Origin of the sequence: Leptospira kanakyensis (assembly GCF_004769235.1) — a bacterium.
Lineage (GTDB): Bacteria > Spirochaetota > Leptospiria > Leptospirales > Leptospiraceae > Leptospira_A > Leptospira_A kanakyensis.
In genome coordinates, this window is sequence record NZ_RQFG01000019.1 from 958,739 (window position 1) to 978,658 (window position 19,920).

The window sequence follows — 19,920 nt, forward strand, 5'->3', positions numbered from 1 at the left end:
TCGTTACTCCTTAACTTCAAATGAACTTCGAATGGTTTGCCAATAGAGTTTTGCTGTCTCCTTTTCTCTTTTGGGATAAGACAAGGAAAGAAAGTAACCCCTAGGTGCGTTATAAAGATAATACTCTTTCATCTCCATTGCAACTGAATTTCCTATTTCATCCACCTCTGTCCATTCACTCAAATATTCAGATTTAGACTCTGTCCTTTTGAATCCCAACTTTCGGATGAGAGTCGGTGAGAGAGAACGTAGTGAATCCCAAAACCTAAAATAATTTTTATTGTCCCAGAGCGGCCTTGACTTATCAAAACTAGAACCAATTGACAAAATGATTTTTGGTAGGTTTTTCTTTTTTTTTCCGGATGTTTGGAGGGTTAGTGCCTCATCCCATTCTGTTTGGCCTTCTGGCAAATAATTGGAAAGAAATTGTACAAATCGTACAATGCGATAGATTGAATCCCTGTTTTCACCATAAATTCCGAGACGATTCCCAAAAAGACCCTCATAACGAAGTTTAGATGAAAATCGAATCCGATAACGGAAGGATTCGGATTCTAAAACCAACTGGTCTTTAGGTTTTGCCGATTCCACATAACAACCATAGGGATCACTGACCAAATCTAAAGGAATGGATTGGTCTGACCATTCATTGGCTGCACGGTTCGTAATTTCATTGGAACGGACAAGCCAGTTAGGAAAAAATCCAGGTTCTTTTTCCCTTTGCAACCGGTAACAGAGATGGATTCCTTTTCCAAGGAAAACTACATCTTTTTCTTTTCGAACTTCGTACAATGCTTCTAATTCTTTTGCAGCAATGTCGGCATCCCTAATGACAGGAAATTCTTTTATGTATTCATCATCGATGAGAAACCGCATCAGGCCTGCGGGCGAAACCAAATAATTCCGACCAAATGAATCCTTTTTTTTTACCGTGGACTGTTTGTTTTTATGTTCAGATAGGAAACGATGAAAACTTCTACTTTCTTCTTCCTCAGCATCAGGAATCCAAGGTTTCTGCAATAAGGGATCTACGATGACGTTTGGATTTGTTTGGGCCTCTAACGATAGACCTGAACCCAAAAGGAGTAAAATCAAAGATCCTAATGTTAGGACAAACAGAGAAAATAGAAGAGAGTATTTCTCCCCTATCATGTTTAAACCTGAAATTTAGATTGGATGAAGTTTAACGCCATAGTAAAGATTTTAGAAAAATCTCGTTTATGGTTTTCGTCAGACACTCTTGATAAAATTCCTTTTAGGAGAGTTTGTACTTGGGTATAATTGGGAACTTCATAAAAAGATTTTTGAATATGTGGCCAAGCCATCTTTACCATTTGCATAAATTCAGGACTTCCTTTTTTGAACTCTTGAATCATACGATCTAACGTAAGTTTGACGATTTGAAAGTTTTTTAGTTTTTTAACAATTCCAACCAATACTTCCCGGCTCAAATCAGATTTGGAACTCATCATCTGGAAAAGAGAATTCCAATCTACCACTTCATTTTTTTGTTCTTTTAAAACTTGGGTACGTAAAGACACAACAGCCTTTTCAAATTCGGAAAGACCTCGTAACCAGTTTTGGTAACCCACTTGGTCAGCTTTGGTTTGGTATCCAGTGATGGTTTGCACAAGATCCATAAATTCTTTGACACTAAAGGATTCTAACCTAGTCAAATTGGGATCAATCGCAATGACTGGTTCTGGTTCTTCAAAATCAACGTCTATGTCTTGGGAAAAATCATCCGAATCATCGGCACTAGACCCAGAACTTTGCGCAGATCTGGAATCTGAATCATCAAATTCTAAATCTTCTATTTCATATTCATCTGAACTAGATTGGTTACTCGGTGGAGCGGCTTCGACAGTTGGATTGTCTTTAGGATCGGGGCCAATTTTGATATCTAAGGTTTCACCTGTGAGAGTATCCCCAAAAGTTTCTACAATTTCTAAAAGAATGGATTTGTCTTTTTCAGGGATGAGGGACTGTTTTTTGACAACCGGTGCCGGTGGTGCGTTGGCAATGGCCAAAGCATCTGTAAGGGAAACTGGTTCTTTTTCTGATTCGGCACTGGCCGGCATAGAAAGAGCTGCCTTTGCTGATTCTGCCATCAAACCTTTGGGTTCAATGATTTCTCCCGTCAGTGGATTTTCTAGAACGGTGAGGATTCCTTTTTGGGCAAAAACAAAATCTTTAGGATGAGTGACTTGGAGCCTTTCTACAATTTCTTCTGCGATGGATGCAAAACTGGGAGCCGGTGCATTTTGCAGTTTTTCCAACTCCTGGACTTTTAGTTTATCCTGTACTTTATTCAGGACTTCGATAAAATTAGAATTTAGATAAGTCGAAACTTCGTTTTGAGGTACACCTAACATTGTAGCAAACTGCGGAAGGTGTTCAAAAAATTGGTCGGTCTTTTTGATATTACCCGTCATGTAGGATTTGATCTGTTTTGCGACCTCTTCCACTTTTGCCGGATCCATTTTGCGAGCTTTCAGTAGTTTTTTGAAAATATCGATATGTGCGTGGAAATAGGATAAAAATTCCCCGTATGCGGTGAATTCAAACTCTCCGTGCGCTTTTTTTTCTAAAACCTTTTTAGAACCGTCTGACATAATAGAATCTCATCCAATGCATAGGAAAAGTCACAAGGGTCAAGATTTTTACGAACCGATTGACGAAATGCAGGGAGAACGGAGTTTAGGAATATGAATCGTTTGTTCGTTTTGTTTGTGTTGTGTTTTGTCATGATCTTCTCTACATCCTGCGAAAAGAGAAAAGACAATACTATAAAAAATAACATTTTAACTTTCCTGGTGACATGTACCGGAGGAAGTTTAGATGCTTGTAATTCTGGTTGTGCAGGTAAATACCCTGACGTGACAGGTGATAATTATCCAGCTGCTTCTGCTTGTTTTTCAGCTTGTTCTACTAATTGTAACTTATCTACCACCCTTCTCCTACTTACCAACAAGTAAGAAAGGACTTCCTTTTTTTAAGTTCCATACACAAGGAAACTGGCGGCGACAATGCCTGCCGTTTCCGTTCGGAGTACCCCACCCGGAAGTGTAAGCCTTGGAATTTTGTTTTCCTCCATCCAGTTTTCCTCATCCAAATGAAATCCCCCTTCAGGACCAATCACAGGGATTTTCTTAAGTAAATGATTTGCCGAAAAAATTTCGGACCTATGAGGATGAAAGACCACCAAACTATCTTTATATGATTTCATCCACTCTCCCGCAGGTTCAATGGAAAGTGTGAGTAATTCCGTTTGTTTGGACTGTGCGGCTGCTTCTTTTACAATTTTTTCAGCACGCTCCAAATTGAATTCTTTCCGAATGGAATGCCGAAAAACTAAAAAAACAACAGAGCTCAGTCCAATCTCTGTGACCTTTTGCAAAAAAAAATCAAACCGGTTTCCCTTCGGCAAAGCAATGGCTACTGTTTTCCGTTCTTGTTTTTTCGGGATATGATTTTCATTTAAAAATTTTAATTCTTTGGAAAGAGGAGAGAATTGGTAATCATAAAGTCCACCTTCCCCATCTCGAATTTGGATAGTGGTTTCTTCCTTACTGAGTCGTAAGGCTCGGAGGTGGGCCAACTCTTCTGGAAAAAGGGATATGGACGGTTTTGCGACAAACCCAGTACGAAAAAGAATGAGACCAGGTTCTAACAAGGATTTAACGACTTAGGTTGTCGACTGCAAATAGAGAAGCATCAGGATTTACAGATTTATCTACTTCTTGGATTTCCCAAACCGTGATACTACCAGTATTCAAATCTAACATTTCCAAACGAGATGCTTTTTGAATTTCTTCTACCTTTCCAGAAACTTCTTTCACTTTCACAGGCCCATATTTTAAGTTCAAAGTTTTAAATAAAATTCCATCCCGGTCATGAAAGTCGACGCGGTATGGTTTAAGATCTTTTTTTCCTACAAGGAGAACTAACTTTTTATAAAAGTAAGGAAGGATGGGTTTGAGAGAAATTCGGTAATACACCTCGCCGCCAATTTCCAAGTCTCCATTCACAAGGGGGTTGTAATTGGCCTGATAGGAATACCCGGATAAATCTACATAAAAAAATCCAGTTCCCATAAGGGCTTCATACTTTTCGTCGTCTGTTTTTCGAAAGAGTTTGGCACTTAAAACATTGAAGAAAAATACATTTTCCCCTTCGTCCTTAGTGAGGAGTTTGGACTCGAGTCCTCGCCCCTTTCTATCGAATAAAAGCAAAGCATCTTCCCCATTAAAAAACCGATTGATTTTCCAAGTTTCAGAAGTTCCGTTCCTACGAATGAGAACGTAAGTTCCTTTGACAAGGCCTTTGCCGAAATCCATTTCACGGTCTAACCTTGCCAAAAGTTCCTGTGCAGACAAACTGGCATCAGGTGGAGCTTGCGCCTCCATCGAAAGAACACTAAAAAAAAGTATGAGGATCCAAAGTTTTCGCATGTAAAATGGTTATTCCGCTCTCATGGATGGTTTTGTGTAAGAATACAATCCATGCACACTACCCTGTGCTTGGGCTGATTCCGTCCTTCGTTCAAAACGAAGTTTTCCTTCCCTTAGTGCTTTGTGAAGATCGTTAATATTTCTAAATCCCATATCTTGAAAACTTTGTCTGAGGCCTTGGACAAGATAAGGAATGAGGTTAAGAACTGATCCTTTATCCACAACGTATCCTGAAACACCTTGCGCGACTTTGATCTTTTGGGATTCCGAGAAATACCGTTTGTCCCCACCCTTACTCATTGCTTCTAAACTTGCCATTCCCCGGTATTTCTTTAGACGAATTCCGTTTTCATAAAAATACTCACCAGGTGCTTCTTTTGTTCCTGCAAACATAGAGCCCATCATACACATGGATGCACCAATCGCTAAAGCGTTGGCAATGTCTCCAATATTAGAAATTCCACCATCCGCAATCACTGGAACTCCGTGTGCTTGTGCATACTCAGCTGTTTTGAATACTGCTGTTGCTTGCGCGCGACCCACAGCCATTGTATCTTGTGTGATACAAATAGATCCAGGACCCATTCCGATTCGAAGTCCATCGGCACCAGCTGCAATTAAGTTTGCCGCTTGTGCTTTTGTGACCACGTTTCCACCAATCACATCGATGTTTGGAAAATTGGATTTGATCCAATGGATCATCTCCATTTGATAACTAGAGTTCCCTTGTGCTGAATCGATGATGATGGCATCCACTCCTACACCCGCAAGAGCGGCCATACGGTCACGAGACTCAGGCAAAGTAGAAAGGGCTGCCCCTACACGTAATCTTTTTTGATCATCTTTGGAAGACTGAGGAAATTCTTTATTTTTTTTCAGGTCACTGCGGCAAATGAGTGCTACAAGTTTTCCTTGTTTATCCACAATCGGGAGTTTTCCCTTTTTACTTGTACGAAGGATGTTATTTGCTTCTTGTAAACTAATTCCAACATTTGCTGTGATGAGTTCTGTTGTCATCACCTTGCCAAGTTTGATTCCGCGATCTCTTTCAAAATCTACGTCTCTGTTGGTCACAATACCAACTAACTTTGTACTGGCGGTTCCATCTTCTGTGATAGGAATCCCACTAAAACCATACTTTTCTTTGACTGCATCCAAATCGGCCAGCGTATGTTCTGGAGAAAGAAGGATTGGATCTTTAATGAATCCATTTTCATAACGTTTTACTTTTCGAACTAGATCCACTTGTTCATCGATGCTATTGTTATAATGGATGATTCCGATTCCACCCATTAGCGCTTGTGCAATCGCCATTTCTGACTCCGTGACTGTGTCCATAGGAGAACTCATCAAAGGTCTTTTGAGTGAAATATTTTTGGAAAGTTTAGTTTCTAGTTCCACATCGCTTGGGTTGAAGTCTATATAACCGGGTAGAACTAAAAAGTCCCGATAGGTAAGTCCCATGTTGACCGAGAAGAGCTCTTGTCCGCTGACTCCATCGAGAAGCTCAGATCCTGGTAGGGGTTGATTTGACATAATTATCCTTCCTTTTTCTACTTTAGGTAAGAAAACTCTCCGTGCAAGAGAATTTCAGGAGAAATTTGTCCGATAATAGTGAGTAACACGACCTTTTATGGATACACTAGAAAGAAGTAAGCGATCTCTGGATGTTTTTTCCGACACAGAAAAAAAACTCCATGTTTTGACGAAATTTTTATTAAACCAGGAATTGAGTCTAAAGGACAATATTCATTCTGGGGAGAGTTGTTTTTTAAAAAAAGTTTCGGCGGACGGGAACAAAATACTAGTCAGCGTACGTCCAACCATGTCCCTCTCTGTGGGTCAAAAAATCACCCTATATAAAATCCTTGGAAGATACCTTCATTTGGAATGCACCGTCGAACAAGAAAAGGCGGAATCCCAATACGTCCTGCATTTAGATAAAATCGCCATTGCCAAAAAAGATAGAGAAAGTTCGAGAATTCCTGTGCCTCCTGGTTCGGCTTGGATCACAAATGTTGTTTCTAGTAAGGCTAAAATTGAAACCGATATGTTTCATGTTCCCACTGCCGTAAAAGTCAACTTTCAGGACTATGAAACCAAACTAAAAAACATAGTTGATTTTATCAAAATCTCTACATTCAACTCAAGCGAAGATTCAGAAATCATCCTACAAATCAAAAAAACCAAAAAAGGCCTACTTTTAGAAGATACTACAGATCGGAAATGTTATGAAGAGTCACCGAATGAAGATTTCTTAGTTTTTTCCGAAGATATTGATTTAGATATAGCAAAAGAAATTAACAACCGACGAAATCAAAAGATCAAATCGGAACTGATTTTACCAATCCTTTACTTAACTGATGAAGAAGAATCTATCCCCATTGGATACATCCAAATGCAAAGTAAAACAGAGACCTTTGATTTACTAAAGGCTATGGAGATGAAAACTTTATGTTTTGAAATGGTGGATCGAATCCGTCATTCCAATATGATCAAATCAGATGGAAAGTTTCCGGTCATTGATATCTCTGAAGGTGGGCTGAAAGTAATTGTGGACCATCCGGATTTAATGCAAAGCCTTCCAAAACTTTCTGGATTCCAATTTGATATTTTTTTCAAAATGCAATCCCCTCTTACCGCTTTTGGAACCATCAGAACCATTACAAAAAACGAAGAAGGCCACCTAACAGTAGGTCTCGCGATTGCAGGGCATTCCTCACGATCTGGTGAGAAAAAAAGATTTTTGGAAAACGTAGAATTCTTTCGAAAACAAAACCAAAAATAGAATTTTAAAGTTCTCCGTATCCTAAAACTTCCATAGACCATCTTTCTTCCAAAACCCTAGCAGCAAATGTAATGGTCTCTGGATCCATTTCGTTTTTTAGAAATTCAAAATCGGAACTATCCACTTCATTACCTTCAATTAAGTAAAAAGCTTCTTTAGATGGATTTAGTTTTCGAATGTTTTGATTGTTAATTCTTTCATAAACCAAAAAGGAAGTGGAATTTATATTTTTATCTCTCCATTTCTTTAAATCTTTTCGGTTTTCATCAAAAACAAAAACCAATCGGTGTTGGAGATTTTCTCCTCGATGAGCGAGTGTGCGAGATAAATACGAATTTCGTTTGGACTCTAACTGTGTTACCAATTTGGTAACTTCCTCAGGTTTGGGCGGAGATTTTAGTTCAATCACAAAATCAATGGTACAAAATGGCTCAGATGTTATCCTTTCACCAATCAGGGATTGGATCTGGGAGAGATCCAAAGATAAATTTTCGGAATGGAACCAAACACTGTGATGGCGACTTCCCTTCCATTCAGACAAACCCTGCTCTGAACTAAAAATTACCCGATTTGAATTTGTTATTTTGGATTCTTTTAGATCCACATCAATCCGATCATTTCGTGTCAGTTCCGGATCACATAAAAATGGTCTTGGAAATTCATCCAATCGTCTTTCCAGTAAATCTTCTGCAAAATACAAAGACTCTGTTAAATCGCGAGGGCTAAAAGTAGGAGTTTCGATGATCCGGTAAGGCGGGGTTGGCATAAAGGAAAGGCCTTCTTTTTCGGCATCCCGACGCATTGCCGTTCCCGGCAGGACAGACAATGGAAAGGCCTGCACCCATTCACCAAGGCCATGTTCCAAAAAGAAATGGATCCCTCTTTCGACATCATCTGGTTTGTCCCCAGGTAGGCCAATGATGAGGTCTAGTAGTAGTTCCATTCCTTCACCAGCAAGCATCTTTGCCACTTCGGCCACTTTATGAGGGCTACCATACCGTTTGACACGTTTTAATGTTTCTTCGTTTACTGATTGAAGTCCTAACTCCACACGAGTGAATCCCGCCTTACGAAGTTTAGTTGCAAGTTTCGGTGTCACACCTTCCGAACGAAGTTCGGCAAACATGGACATCCTTCCATCTGAGTTCACTTCCGCAATGGCATCTAAAAAGTTTTCAAATCCAGGCCGATGGTTGAAGGTGGGATCTAAAAATACAAGTTCCCGAGCTCCTTTCTCTTTTAAGTCCGAGATGAGTTTGATGGTTTCTGGAATGTCTAAGGTTCTAAGATTTTGAGATGATTTAGGATAAAAACAATAAGTACATTGAGACTTACAACCTCGAACCGTTTCCAAATAGGTAGATCTTTTAGGATCAACTAACAGATGTCCGGTTGTATATGGAGAAGGAAAGTCTGTGAGAGGAAAGTCAGCTGCCACTGCTTTTCCAAAAGAACTGAGGACTCCCTCTTTTTTTCGATAAGCCACATTCTCTAATCCTTCTAAAGAAGACTTGGAAAGAACGGATCGCATGAGTTTACGAAAACTATGTTCTGCTTCTCCAGATACGGCGATGTCATACCCTTCTTCTCCTAGAACATAAGGGTTGTCTTCATTGACCTCGGGCCCGCCAATCAGGATGGTTGTATCGGGATTTCGTTTTTTGACCTCTTTTGCAATGTAAAGACTACGTTCTGTATTCCATAAATAAAGCGAGAGTCCTAAAAAATCGGGGCCTTCTTTTGCGATTTTGTCTACAAGTTCTTTGTCCCCCAGAGAGTCCGTATCTTCTGGTGAAACTACAATAGGATGGATTCCCTTTACCGGATCTTCTTTTGATTCCAGACAACTCGCTAAACTAGCAGCTGCTAAAGGAACATTTCCTGTGGCTGCATAGTAAGAAGGTGGGGGAACAGGTAATTGCAAAAATTGTATTTTTGCCATAGTTCCTGCCAGTATCCACCCAGAGAGGGTTTTTCGCAAAACCTTTCAGGATCTAGAAACCACCACATCGATAAATAAAATCAAATTTTCTGATAAGTTTCTAGCAAATGTCCGTAACATCATCCGTTCCGAAATGTCATGGTACATCTGAGAAAGGGTCCAAGCATCCCGACTGGTTTTGGATTTATGCAAATGTTCAAAAAAATAAGGACGAAAGGACCAGTTTTTACCTAAAAAAGAATAGTCCGGTGCCATTGTCCCAGTCCCTGAGTGGTCACGAGAATAATTAGGAGAAACCTGAAACCCAAGTGGATTGGTAATGTACATCCGAAAGAAATTTCCATCCCCAAACACGTTTGTTTCAAATCCACCCTTCCATTCCCAAATTCCATTTTCTTCCGTAAAACCCATCATGATTTCTGAAAGTTTATCTTTCCAAACATTTTCCCACTCAATTTGTCGATTCATCTCTCCTTGTTTGCGGGCATGAAAGTATTCTAGGGATGATTGCATTTCCGTTCGGTAATCAAATCGTTTGGCAAATTCAGTTTGTGGTTTGGCAAAATAAAAACCTTGGATGTATCTTGCCCCATAATTCAAAGCATTGTAAAGTTCATCTTCTGATTCAATCCCCTCAAAAAGCAAACTACTCCCCAAAGATTCTCCAAGTTTAGAAAGATTGAGTAGAATTTCTTTGAAGTTCCGTGAAAATGTTGATCGCCTTAACATTTGTAAGTCGACCTTGATAATTTCCGGATGGAATAATCCAATGCGATCTAAGTTACTTGCTTCTGATCCTGCATCATCCACAGCAATAGAAAACCCTTCTTGCCGATATAAATTTAAAACTGGGCGAAGTAATTCTAAATTATGTGGAAACCTTTCTTCGGTAATTTCAATGACAATCCTTTCTGGATCCACTCCCACTTCTCTCACCATTTGGATGGTTTGTGGAAGTGCCGTTTCCAATTGTAGGAGAGCATGATACATTACATTTGGGGAAATGTTTAAAAATAACTTGGTTTCCGCGGGAGCTTCTTCCGCAAATCTTTGTAAGGCGGCAAAACGAATCTCTTCATCTACCTTTTTTTTCAGGAAAAAAATTTCATCATACCCAAAAGTCTGGGATAAAAAGAATTCTCCAAGACTCACAAGTCCTTCCGGTGTGGAAAGACGTCCCAATAGTTCATAGCCGTAAATGCCAGTGGATTCGGACGAGAGGATGGGTTGGAAAACGGGAACGAGGGTTCCCCCTGATAACCAATCTTTCCATTCTCGTAAAAATTTATGGCTTTCTCTTTCTGTAATCATAGACCGATGCAACTTTATATTGCAAGATCGGTACCAATAAGCATTGTAGGGAATTTTACTGCATTATGCTCAAAAAATAAACATTCGAGAACACAATGTCAAATATGGAGTTTTTTGCTGCCCACAAAATAAGCAAAATGGCATAAAAAAACCACCCAAGTTGCCCTAGGTGGTTTCTAAAGTTTTTTAGAGTAGAAATTATTTAATGTCTCTAGCTCTAGTTTTGAATGAATCATCCAATTTTGGTTTTTTAGAAGGTTTTGGTTCTTCCACCACTGGCGTTTGTTTAACTTCTTCAGAGGCACAGTTAATCATAAATACAGCCAAAAAAGCAATGATCAGCATAGACGAAATTTTTTTCATGTTTTTGCTCCTTAGACTAAATTGTCGAGTTTAGTAAATAAGTCGAGGAAAAAACGCCCTTTCTTAAAATGGAGGGGATATGCCTCAAAATAATCAGTTCTTTGTCTTTGAAGGGATCGATGGTTCCGGGAAAACCACCGTCTCTCGTTTGGTTTCCGAAGCACTCTTAAAAAAATCCATCCCAAACCTCTGGCATAGGGAACCAACGGACAGTGTGTACGGTAAAAAAATCAGAGAATTCTTAGAAGGTAAAATTAAACTAAACAAAGAAGAACAAATTGATATCTTTATAAAGGATCGTGAGGTATCCGTAAGCGAAGTCATCTTACCAACGTTAAAGAATGGCAAATCAATTGTACAAGATAGATATTATTTTTCCACTGCTGCCTACCAAGGTCGCGATGAAGAACATGCTGCTGACATTTTATACAAAAATGAAGACAAAGGTTTTCCTGAACCCAACCGGATTTATTTTTTAGACCTTTCCCCCGAAGAAGCCCACGAACGAAGAACCACAAGAGGCGGCACCAAAGAGGTGTTTGATGTGGATTCTGAACAAATTCGTATCTACCAAAACTATTTGGCAATTTTGCCCGAGTCCACGATCTTTGTGGATGCCACCGCAGAATTAGAGGAAGTAGTGGCTTTTTGTGTAGAGGATATTCTGAAATCAATAGAAGGATAACTATCCCTTCTTCACCATATAAACCATCATATCACCGATCTGGAACCACTTCACCACTCGGTCCATAATCTGCTTCCGGAATCTGAAAAAAAAGCCGGCGCCAGCACGAGTTGTCATTCCACTTCCATAGGTAAAGGAAACGGGTTTCCTGTATCCGAGAGACAATAATAACCGTTTCAAACCTTTGTAAGAATAATAATAAAGATGTTCGGGAACATTTAAATACCTCCAAGTGAGGCCCGCCAGTTTGGCTAGGAGTCCATACCGACAAGTGGACAGGATGAGTATTCCGCCTGGTTTCAAATGGTTTTGGATTTTTTCCAAGGTTTCCTTTGGTTTGTGGAGGTGTTCGATGGTAGCCCAAAGAGTGATGACATCATACTTGTTTTGAAACTCTGGATCCCAATCGAGAAAGTTCTCTTGGAAGATGTTTAAGTTTAAGGTTTCACGAGCAAAACGAACGGGACCATCGGCGATTTCAATTCCGAAAGCATCATAACCTCGGTCTTTTTGGTAAGCCACAAAGTAACCCGCAGCACAACCGATGTCCAAAGAGGAAAGTTTTTCTCCCGATTTTGTTTGAGCGAGACGATCCTCCTCCCAGATAAAAAAATCCAAATCCTTTAGATTGAGTTGGAAGACCCTTGAGATTTCTGTGCGGAGTTTGTCTGAGTAATAATTGTCATAACCCCTTTCTGTCCTTTGGGTAAAATAAGAATCATCATAATACTTTTTAACCGCAAGGAAATCTGGCTGCGGGTTCACTTGGACAAGTCCGCAAAACTCACAGGAGACGATGGAAAAAGATTCCCCGAGAGGGCTCTCTTTAGTATAAATAGGACGGAAGCGGTTTTGTCTGCAGGTATTACAAGGAATTAGTTCCACAAATTACCTATCGGACAGATTTAGAAAAAACGGAAGTAGTAAGAAAGCGAACCAAATGAATAAAAAACGCCAAAACACAAAGAACTAGAATGATGCTAGACGATGTTGGAAAGTAAATGAGCTCCCCATTTCTTTCAATCCCAATGAGTGAAATTAAAAATCCGGAGATGGTAGCTAGTACAGAAAATAAAGCACAAACCAGGGTGAGAAGTTTTAAAGAACGAATGATGGGAAGCAGTGCAAACACTGGTAAAATCAAATGAGCGATGCTATAAAAAGTTCCAAGTAAATTTACCGCAACCGTGAGAGAAGCAGCAAGGATGATATAAAACAAAAGATCAAAAGGAAGAGGGTTTCCCACTTGGATTTTGTATTCGTCCCGATCAAAACTGATGAAAAGGAATCGTCTAAAAAAACTCAAATAAAGAATAAAAAAGAAAACAGCAATATATAGGCCAAATGAATCGGCTCTCACTTGCGAAGTTAAAATATCTCCAAAAAAAGCAGCCATCAAATGGTTTTGGACATTCCCTCCAAGAGCCAACATTACTTGCGATGCTGCGGAAAAAAATACAAAGAGAATGCCGAGGATCACCTCCTCTTTCATTCCTGGAAGTTTCCTTACATACAAAAGAGGAAATACCAAAACACAGGAAAATAAAACAGGAAAAATTTCACCTGGCCATTCCATAAACAAGGATAAGGCGACAGAAAAAGTCACTGCTTGGGAAAGGGTAACTCCAAAGAATGTCATACCTCGGAGTACAATTAAAATTCCAAGAACTGATAAAAGGGCACCAACTAGGCTACCCACTACCATTTGTGGTAAAAACAAATTCCAACTAGAAAGTATATTAGTCATGATGGTGGCAGTTTGGTGGCCTTTCTCCACTGGTGATATTGTAGAGTTTTCCTTCGTCTATTTCGAAAATTTCATCAAACCCAAATCCCCAATCATGTTCCAAACTATGAGTGATAAAACATAGAGACCTGTTTCCAGTTTTTAAATATTCAGAAAGGATTGATTGGAAAAGTTCTCTGGCATTATGATCCAAAGAATCCATTGGTTCATCTAAAAAAATCAAATTGGCTTTGGTGAGAAGGGAACGAAGGATGAGAACTTTTTGTAATTGTCCCCCACTACAAAGAGAAATTTGTTTTTTCAAATAAGAGCTAACACCAGTTCTTTCAATAAGCATCATATCTTCGTCAGAAAATTTCTTTTTGGGAAAAAAACTAAGGCCAATGTTTTTTGGCATAAGTAGTACATCTTGTACTCTCAGAGGGAAATCCAAAGACATTTTTTTGGCTTGAGGAACGTAGGAAGTGGTAATTTGTTTTGAAAACTGAATGGAACCAGAAAGCGGTGGAAGTAAATCGGTTAAGGTTCGAAATAGTGTGGTTTTCCCTGCACCATTCCCTCCAACAAGGGCATAGGTTTTCTTTGGATGGATGTGCAAATGGATATCGGAAACAACAGGAAATTCCTTCCGGTATCCCACACTCAAATTTTCCGTATGGATAAAAGTAGAAGGGAGATTGATACTATTTGGTTCTGTCGCTTGCATCTCGTATTTTTTGTAACATCAACCTTAGAGTGTCTTCATAGGTGACAGCTTCAGGTGACCCTCCCACAGAAACAGGCAGAGTGACAACCACGGAACCCGGAACCTTAGAAGATACATACTCTGCATACTTTGGATTGTGATAAGGGCCAATCAAGATAATTTTTATCTTTTCGGCAGTCATATAAGAAATGACCTGATCCATATAACGAACCGAAGGTGGAACCCCGGGACGTTCTTCGATGGTTAAGTTGGCGTTAAACTTGAACCTAGAAGCCAAATACACAAATTGGTCATGAAAAACAGCAACTTTTAACCCAAAGTATGGTTCCATTTTTTTCATTTCTTCTTTTGTGAGTTGGATGAGACGTTTTTTAAAAGTATTAAAATTTCCTTCATAGTATTCCCCGTTCAAAGGATCCACACGAGTCAGAGCATTTTTAATATTTTGAGCCATTTGGATGGCGTTGATCGGATCATTCCAATAATGCGGATTTCCATAAATATGCATATCCCCCATGGATCTATCCATCATCACCGTGGGTTCCCCGAGGATCTTCACTCCAAAAGAAGTATCACAAAACCCCGGTTGTCCTTTTTGGATTTTGATATTTCGAGATTGTTGTTGGAGGTAAGGAATCCAACCAATTTCTAAATCCAGTCCAATCACACAAAGCACATCGGCTTCACTGAGTTTAACCAAAAAGTCAGGTCTTGTCATCACAAAATGGGGATCATCGGTTCCGCGAATCATTCCAGAAACTTCGGCTCTGTCACCTGCAACTTGTTCTGCGATGTATTTGATATCGGGAAGACTTGTGACGAGTGAAACCTTAGCATTAAGGTTTGTTGTGAAAACCGTCGCCGAAAAAAAACTAAAAAATAGAATTTTGGATACTTTGTTTGAAAACAATTTCTGTAACATCGTTTGCCTCTTTTGTTTTTAATAACTATGTGCGGGATGAGAACCAAGAACCGCAACGGTTTGGATATAAAATCGATATTCCCTAGTTTCTTCGCCAGAGGTTCGCGAATAGTCTTGGATGTATCTTCTTTCGACAGAACCTCTGACCTTCCCAAATTCAGAACTATGAAATGTCATTTGGAAAGATTGGGCTTCAATTGCATTTTTCGCTGGATCTCCATTTTTATCAACGAGAGACTTATCTGTAAAATAATCATACCGAAAACCCACAGACCATAACTGATGGAATTTAAAATCAATAAATGCGTAAGCACCCCACTGGTCTTTGGTTGGGGATTTGAATTTTTGAAATGTGACTGGGTCTATATTGGAAGGAAACACTTCTTGTTGGTACCAACCTTCTCCCATCAACATAATCTCACTTAAATTAGACCGATTCCAACGTAGCACTGCATCGACCCCATACAATAACCTTTGGTTTTTTCTTTCTGTTGTGGGTTCAAACCGAATCCCAGAGAATCCAAACTGGGTTCCCCAATTGTTTCCAAAATAGTAAAAATGTTTTAAGTGGGCATAGAGAAGTGGATTGTTTTTTTGCACACCTGCATCATGAGAATGCCCCCACTTCCTTCCATTCGTAGCACCGAGCACAAGTTCTTGAGTGATCCACTTCCAAGGAAAAAGAATACTGAACTCAGCACCGGTATCAATTGCTGATTCCCAACCGATAAATTTTTCGTGAACAATCGGTGTCATAGTAAAGGCACGGTCATGGGCATGGATTTTATTCAACCGACCCACATCGATAAACATCTGACCGGCTTTGAGTGAAGTGTTGAATGGCAAAAAGGGAAACTGAACCCAAGCCTCGTGGACTTCAAAAAAATACTTACCATTTTCACCATGGGCGGCACCAATAAAATTAGCGCGCATCCATTGGTCGACGGCCCCGTTAAACCCAAATTCGGCGGTGCGAATGTCTAGTTGGTTATCAATTCGTTCACCTGTACCTCTGGGTTTATTCCGATCCCAAGCACCAACGATGTCAAGAGCGGCATAAGCATCCATCATCAAATTTTGAGCTGACCGGTTGATTTGTTGGTTGGATTGGACAGGGGATGTGATTCCTCGACTGCCTTCGGTTCCTTTTTCTCGTTTTTCTAGATCCTGGAGATCCTTTTCTAAATCAGCTTCCCAATCAGAATCTTTCGTATCCGTTTTGGATTGTGATACGGCCGTATTTTTTTTGTTAGTTGGCTGTTTATCCTCTAATTCTTTTTCCCATTCGGAAGACTGTGCAAAAAGAATCGCAGAAAATAAAAGGGAGAGGATCACTCCCCCCTTTTTGATTTTAGAAAAACGATGGTTTAATTTCACTTTATCTGATCGTAAACGGATATCTATCGAAAGGAACCTGCAGTTCCAATGTTACTAGAATAGATTGTGATCGACTTTACAGTGGCCTTATTGATTCGCAACCCAATTCTATCTCCACCGAAATCAGCAGCCACTCCATCTTCCTCAAATTGGTAAGTTCCTCGGGATGCTGCAGCGCATGATGATTCCCAACCAAATACATGGGCATTCCCACTCTCTTGGTGAACTTCCAAACATAAAGTTTTTTCAGCGGATACAGAAGAAGCCCAAACTCTTGGAGTATTCAATGCAGAGTTGGAACCATTGGATGCAATTTTATTCACAGTGGTAGGAAGGATATGAAACCCTGGCCCAGATAAATTCGTAGTCGAAGGAAGGATGGCATCTAAACTAGAATCACCTTGAGAAAGAACATAAACAATCTCGATGCTTGCTTTTTTGTCTCCACCTAGACTAGACAAACTAGAGGAAGTTGTATAAACAGTAGAACTAGATCCAGTTCCAACAAGTCCACCACTGAGAGAAACGGAAGAAGAAGAAAACCCGCTAGCGACAAGGGCAGCGTTGGCATCACCACGACAAGCAGTGAAATCAATTTTTCTTCCGGCAGCCGGTGCAGAAACATCAGAAACCGTGCAACCTGCATTCAAAAGAAGAGCAAATAGAGCATCGTTATTATCTTTTTTGTCTGACTGAAAGAGTTCAGCACAATTCATCACAGAGAAAAGGATGGTAGAAAATAGGAAAAGTTTGGCAAATTTCATAAATACCTCTGTTGGCCTATTATTTGCAACGCTGTTGCAAATGCAACCACGTTTCATTTAAAAAATAAGTTTTCTGCGTTCCGGTAAAGAATTTTTTGTTTGGCTAGATCGCTGATGGGGAGATCCAAAAGCCGCGTAATGGGATGATTTAGGTTATAGGGAATGTTCGGAAAGTCAGATCCAAAGTAAATTTGGTCCTGGTATCTTTCCAAATAGGATACGGCCGCATCCACATCTTCTGCTTTCCCAGTCGCAAGGAAGTCTACAAAGACCATTGTGGTATCAAGAGCCAAATTAGGATACGTATCCAGTAACGAAGCATAGGCGGAGATTTCATTGGCTCCCATATGGGCCACAATCACTTCTAACTGGGGATAGGTTTCGAGAAATGGTTTAAAAAATTGAATCCCTGTAAATTCACCTGGAAGTGGTGCGGTTCCCGTATGGATGAGGATAGGAATTTGTTTTTCTTGTAAATAAAGGAAGGTATCGGCTAGTTCCGGTCGGTTTAAATTGAGTTTGGAGACTTCGCAGTGGAGTTTAAAACCTCGGAACCCAAAATCTTCCACTCCCTTTTTTACATAACCAAGAACTCCCTCTTCTGGATAAAAAGTCCCAAAGGGAACCGCTCCTTTCCAATTTTTATAATTGGCATTCGTCCAATCGTTTAAAGAAGAAGCCATACCAGCTTTATGCGCATAGTTTAATGTAGTAAATCGTTTGATCCCGTTGTGATGAAGTCGTTCCACTCGTTCCATTTCTGGCAGTCGGTATCCAATGGCCCAGTTCACATTATCAAACCAACGCCAAATCAGTTTCATCACTGTCTCTGGAAAAAAATGTGTATGGATGTCAAAAATATAAGGAATTCCTAAATCACGAATGCGTGTTAAATGGTCAGGAGTTTCGGAATCTAGAATGGGTGGAAAAGTATCTCCCCTCCAAGAAAAAGGAGAAGAGATACGAATGTCAGGTTTGTTAGAAGATTTTATACCTTCCCCTTCTTCCATAAAACATGCGTAACAGGGAAGAAGAGGATTTGTTTCTGCTTTTTTATGCAGTGACTGGTGCTTTCTTTCCACGAATCTTTGTTAGGTTTGATGCAAGGATAGCCGAACTATCAAGGATATAAGCATCCGTGATCGATTTACGATAAGATCTTCTTTCTACCTTGGATCTGCCAATACTTCTTTCTAGTAACAAACTGTTGTGGAAACGTGCTGCTGATTCTACAACTTCAAAAGCCAACTCTTCCCGAAGAGGAGTGGATTCGATTTCTGCAAATTCAGTCACAACGGTTTCGAATTGTTTGAATAGATCATTTAGGCCATTACTTGCTGCAAAAGTAGCCATTTCTGATTTTAAGTATTCACGGTAAATTCCCGTTTCTGTCATACCAGAAACAATCCCACCAATACAAGCGACTGTTTGGAGTTGTGTGGTTCCTTCGTAGATATTTGTGATTCTTACATCGCGATAGAGTCGAGCCACATCATAATCTTCTGTATAACCAGAACCACCATGGATTTGCATAGCATCATAAGCCACAAGGTTCGCCATTTCCGTGATGTAGTATTTGGAAAGTGGAGTGAAAAGTGAGGCAAGTTTTTCCCACTTTTTGAAAGTTTCATCTTTTTTGATGTCTTTTTCAGAAAGCCCTTTCATCTTTCCTCGTTCTTCTTTCCAACGATACTGGTCGACTGCGTAACTTGCTTCGTATAAAATACAACGCATGGCAGCCACTTCACGTTCCATTCTTTCCAACATCTTTTTCACTGCTGTGATGTTGTTAATGGTTTTTCCAAACTGAACTCTTTCTTCTGCATACTTTTTACCTTCGAAGTAAGCAGCAGTCGCAATCCCCATAGCTTGGGCAGCGATATTGAGTCGTGCTTGGTTCATCATGGCCATGGAATATTTCACAAGACCTTTCCCTTCGTCACCAATCAGAATTCCTGGACTGTTTTCAAAAACCACTTCGCAAGTAGGAGAACAATGAAGTCCCATTTTCTTTTCGATAGAAGCCACAAATACATCTTTGGAATGAACTAAAAAGAAAGAAAGTCCGCGAGCACCACTGGTAGTTGTTCCTGTTCTTGCAAGTGTGAGAATGATGGATGGTGCATTTCCAAAACCACAAGCATGAGTGATGAAACGTTTGGTTCCTGTGATTTTCCAAGTTCCATCTTCGCCTTTAACAGCTTTGGTTTGTAAGTTAGGAAGGTCAGAACCGTAGTTAGGTTCAGTAAGAGCCATCGCACCACAAAGTTCTCCGGCTGCCATCTTCGGAACAAATTCGTGAATCATTTCTTCCGTTCCAAATCGTTCCACAGTTTCCGCAAGGTTCATACAACCAAGAGTGATGGCAAGGGATCCGTCCCCACGAGAAACACATTCAGATAACATTGATTGTACGACAGAAGGAAGACCTAGTCCACCGTAATGTCTATGGATTCCGTAAGGAAGGAGACCCGCCGATTTGATTTTTTCAACCACATCGAGCATTGCTTTCGGGAATCCGACTTGGCCGTCTTTATATTTGAGGCCTTCTTCATCCATTTGTTTAGCAATTTGGGAAATGTCGTTTCCGGCAATGTCTCCACCAGCTTCTAAGGTAGAACGGTAAAATTCGATGGCATCTTCATAGTTTCCTGGAGCGAAAGTAAGTTCTTCCTTTCCCGATTTTTGGTATTCTGCAAAGTCTTCAAAACCTTGTTCGTATTGGTCTACTACCTCGTTCCAAGGTGTAAGGGAATCAAAATGATCAATTAGGTCATCGTTATCGTTAAAATAGTTATTCGAAATCATAGAGTCGGCTCCTAAATAGGACTTTCACTCAAAGATCCAAGTGGTGAGAAGAA

The 19,920-nt window shown here is 40.0% G+C and carries 18 protein-coding genes; 2 read left to right on the forward strand and 16 right to left on the reverse strand.

Translation table 11 applies throughout. The features are described from left to right. Window positions 1-3 precede the first annotated feature (3 nt). From EHQ16_RS18850 to guaB, 5 genes are all read right to left on the reverse strand, one after another. The gene (locus EHQ16_RS18850) at window positions 4-1,152 is read right to left on the reverse strand and encodes an LIC10775 family protein (RefSeq protein ID WP_135632840.1); all 1,149 of its coding nucleotides are present in this window, start codon (window positions 1,150-1,152) and stop codon (window positions 4-6) included. Window positions 1,153-1,154: 2 nt separating this feature from the next. Continuing rightward, a complete protein-coding gene (locus tag EHQ16_RS18855) occupies window positions 1,155-2,615 on the reverse strand; it encodes a hypothetical protein (RefSeq protein ID WP_135632842.1) in 1,461 nt (486 codons plus the stop codon). Between the two features lie 380 nt (window positions 2,616-2,995). Next, window positions 2,996-3,676, reverse strand: a complete 681-nt coding sequence (locus EHQ16_RS18865; protein ID WP_135632844.1) for a 16S rRNA (uracil(1498)-N(3))-methyltransferase — start codon at window positions 3,674-3,676, stop codon at window positions 2,996-2,998. A gap of 4 nt (window positions 3,677-3,680) precedes the next feature. After that, the gene (locus tag EHQ16_RS18870) at window positions 3,681-4,454 is read right to left on the reverse strand and encodes an outer membrane lipoprotein-sorting protein (protein ID WP_135632845.1); all 774 of its coding nucleotides are present in this window, start codon (window positions 4,452-4,454) and stop codon (window positions 3,681-3,683) included. A gap of 9 nt (window positions 4,455-4,463) precedes the next feature. Next, the gene (guaB, locus tag EHQ16_RS18875) at window positions 4,464-5,990 is read right to left on the reverse strand and encodes an IMP dehydrogenase (protein WP_135632847.1); all 1,527 of its coding nucleotides are present in this window, start codon (window positions 5,988-5,990) and stop codon (window positions 4,464-4,466) included. 97 nt (window positions 5,991-6,087) lie between these two features. Between guaB and EHQ16_RS18880 the strand changes: the two genes are divergently transcribed. Continuing rightward, window positions 6,088-7,242, forward strand: a complete 1,155-nt coding sequence (locus EHQ16_RS18880; RefSeq protein WP_135632849.1) for a DUF1577 domain-containing protein — start codon at window positions 6,088-6,090, stop codon at window positions 7,240-7,242. Window positions 7,243-7,246: 4 nt separating this feature from the next. Here EHQ16_RS18880 and EHQ16_RS18885 read toward each other — a convergent pair whose 3' ends face one another. The 3 genes from EHQ16_RS18885 to EHQ16_RS19530 all read right to left on the reverse strand — a co-directional run bounded on the left by EHQ16_RS18885 (window position 7,247) and on the right by EHQ16_RS19530 (window position 10,858). Next, on the reverse strand, window positions 7,247-9,184 hold the full coding sequence (locus EHQ16_RS18885; RefSeq protein ID WP_135632851.1) for a B12-binding domain-containing radical SAM protein: 1,938 nt from the start codon (window positions 9,182-9,184) through the stop codon (window positions 7,247-7,249). Between the two features lie 45 nt (window positions 9,185-9,229). Continuing rightward, window positions 9,230-10,495 (reverse strand): EAL domain-containing protein, encoded by a 1,266-nt coding sequence (locus EHQ16_RS18890; protein WP_135632853.1) that lies wholly within the window; start codon window positions 10,493-10,495, stop codon window positions 9,230-9,232. Between the two features lie 198 nt (window positions 10,496-10,693). Continuing rightward, window positions 10,694-10,858: a hypothetical protein gene (locus EHQ16_RS19530; RefSeq protein WP_002973824.1), complete on the reverse strand. Its 165-nt coding sequence runs from the start codon at window positions 10,856-10,858 to the stop codon at window positions 10,694-10,696. Between the two features lie 79 nt (window positions 10,859-10,937). Between EHQ16_RS19530 and tmk the strand changes: the two genes are divergently transcribed. Beyond that, entirely contained in the window at window positions 10,938-11,543 is a 606-nt protein-coding gene (tmk, locus tag EHQ16_RS18895) for a dTMP kinase (protein WP_135632855.1), read from the forward strand. On the opposite strand, the gene EHQ16_RS18900 is transcribed toward tmk, so the two are convergent. Genes EHQ16_RS18900 through EHQ16_RS18935 form a run of 8 tightly spaced genes read right to left on the reverse strand, consistent with a single transcriptional unit; the run spans window position 11,544 to window position 19,867 of the window. Beyond that, on the reverse strand, window positions 11,544-12,428 hold the full coding sequence (locus EHQ16_RS18900) for a class I SAM-dependent methyltransferase (RefSeq protein ID WP_135632857.1): 885 nt from the start codon (window positions 12,426-12,428) through the stop codon (window positions 11,544-11,546). A gap of 7 nt (window positions 12,429-12,435) precedes the next feature. Continuing rightward, window positions 12,436-13,290, reverse strand: coding sequence for a metal ABC transporter permease (locus EHQ16_RS18905; protein WP_135632859.1), 855 nt, complete (start codon window positions 13,288-13,290; stop codon window positions 12,436-12,438). Next, the gene (locus EHQ16_RS18910) at window positions 13,283-13,996 is read right to left on the reverse strand and encodes a metal ABC transporter ATP-binding protein (protein WP_135632861.1); all 714 of its coding nucleotides are present in this window, start codon (window positions 13,994-13,996) and stop codon (window positions 13,283-13,285) included. The genes EHQ16_RS18905 and EHQ16_RS18910 overlap by 8 nt, the downstream gene beginning before the upstream one ends. After that, complete coding sequence (locus tag EHQ16_RS18915) at window positions 13,974-14,918, reverse strand: metal ABC transporter substrate-binding protein (protein ID WP_135632863.1); 945 nt, start codon at window positions 14,916-14,918, stop codon at window positions 13,974-13,976. The genes EHQ16_RS18910 and EHQ16_RS18915 overlap by 23 nt, the downstream gene beginning before the upstream one ends. Before the next feature lie 18 nt (window positions 14,919-14,936). Further along, window positions 14,937-16,295, reverse strand: coding sequence for a TonB-dependent receptor (locus tag EHQ16_RS18920; RefSeq protein ID WP_135632865.1), 1,359 nt, complete (start codon window positions 16,293-16,295; stop codon window positions 14,937-14,939). 23 nt (window positions 16,296-16,318) lie between these two features. Next, window positions 16,319-17,059 carry a hypothetical protein gene (locus EHQ16_RS18925; protein ID WP_135632867.1) on the reverse strand — a complete coding sequence of 247 codons (741 nt, stop codon included), beginning with the start codon at window positions 17,057-17,059 and terminating at the stop codon, window positions 16,319-16,321. A gap of 53 nt (window positions 17,060-17,112) precedes the next feature. After that, entirely contained in the window at window positions 17,113-18,069 is a 957-nt protein-coding gene (locus EHQ16_RS18930) for an amidohydrolase family protein (protein ID WP_135633007.1), read from the reverse strand. A 43-nt stretch (window positions 18,070-18,112) separates the two neighbouring features. After that, window positions 18,113-19,867, reverse strand: coding sequence for an acyl-CoA dehydrogenase family protein (locus EHQ16_RS18935; protein ID WP_135632869.1), 1,755 nt, complete (start codon window positions 19,865-19,867; stop codon window positions 18,113-18,115). Window positions 19,868-19,920: the final 53 nt, after the last annotated feature.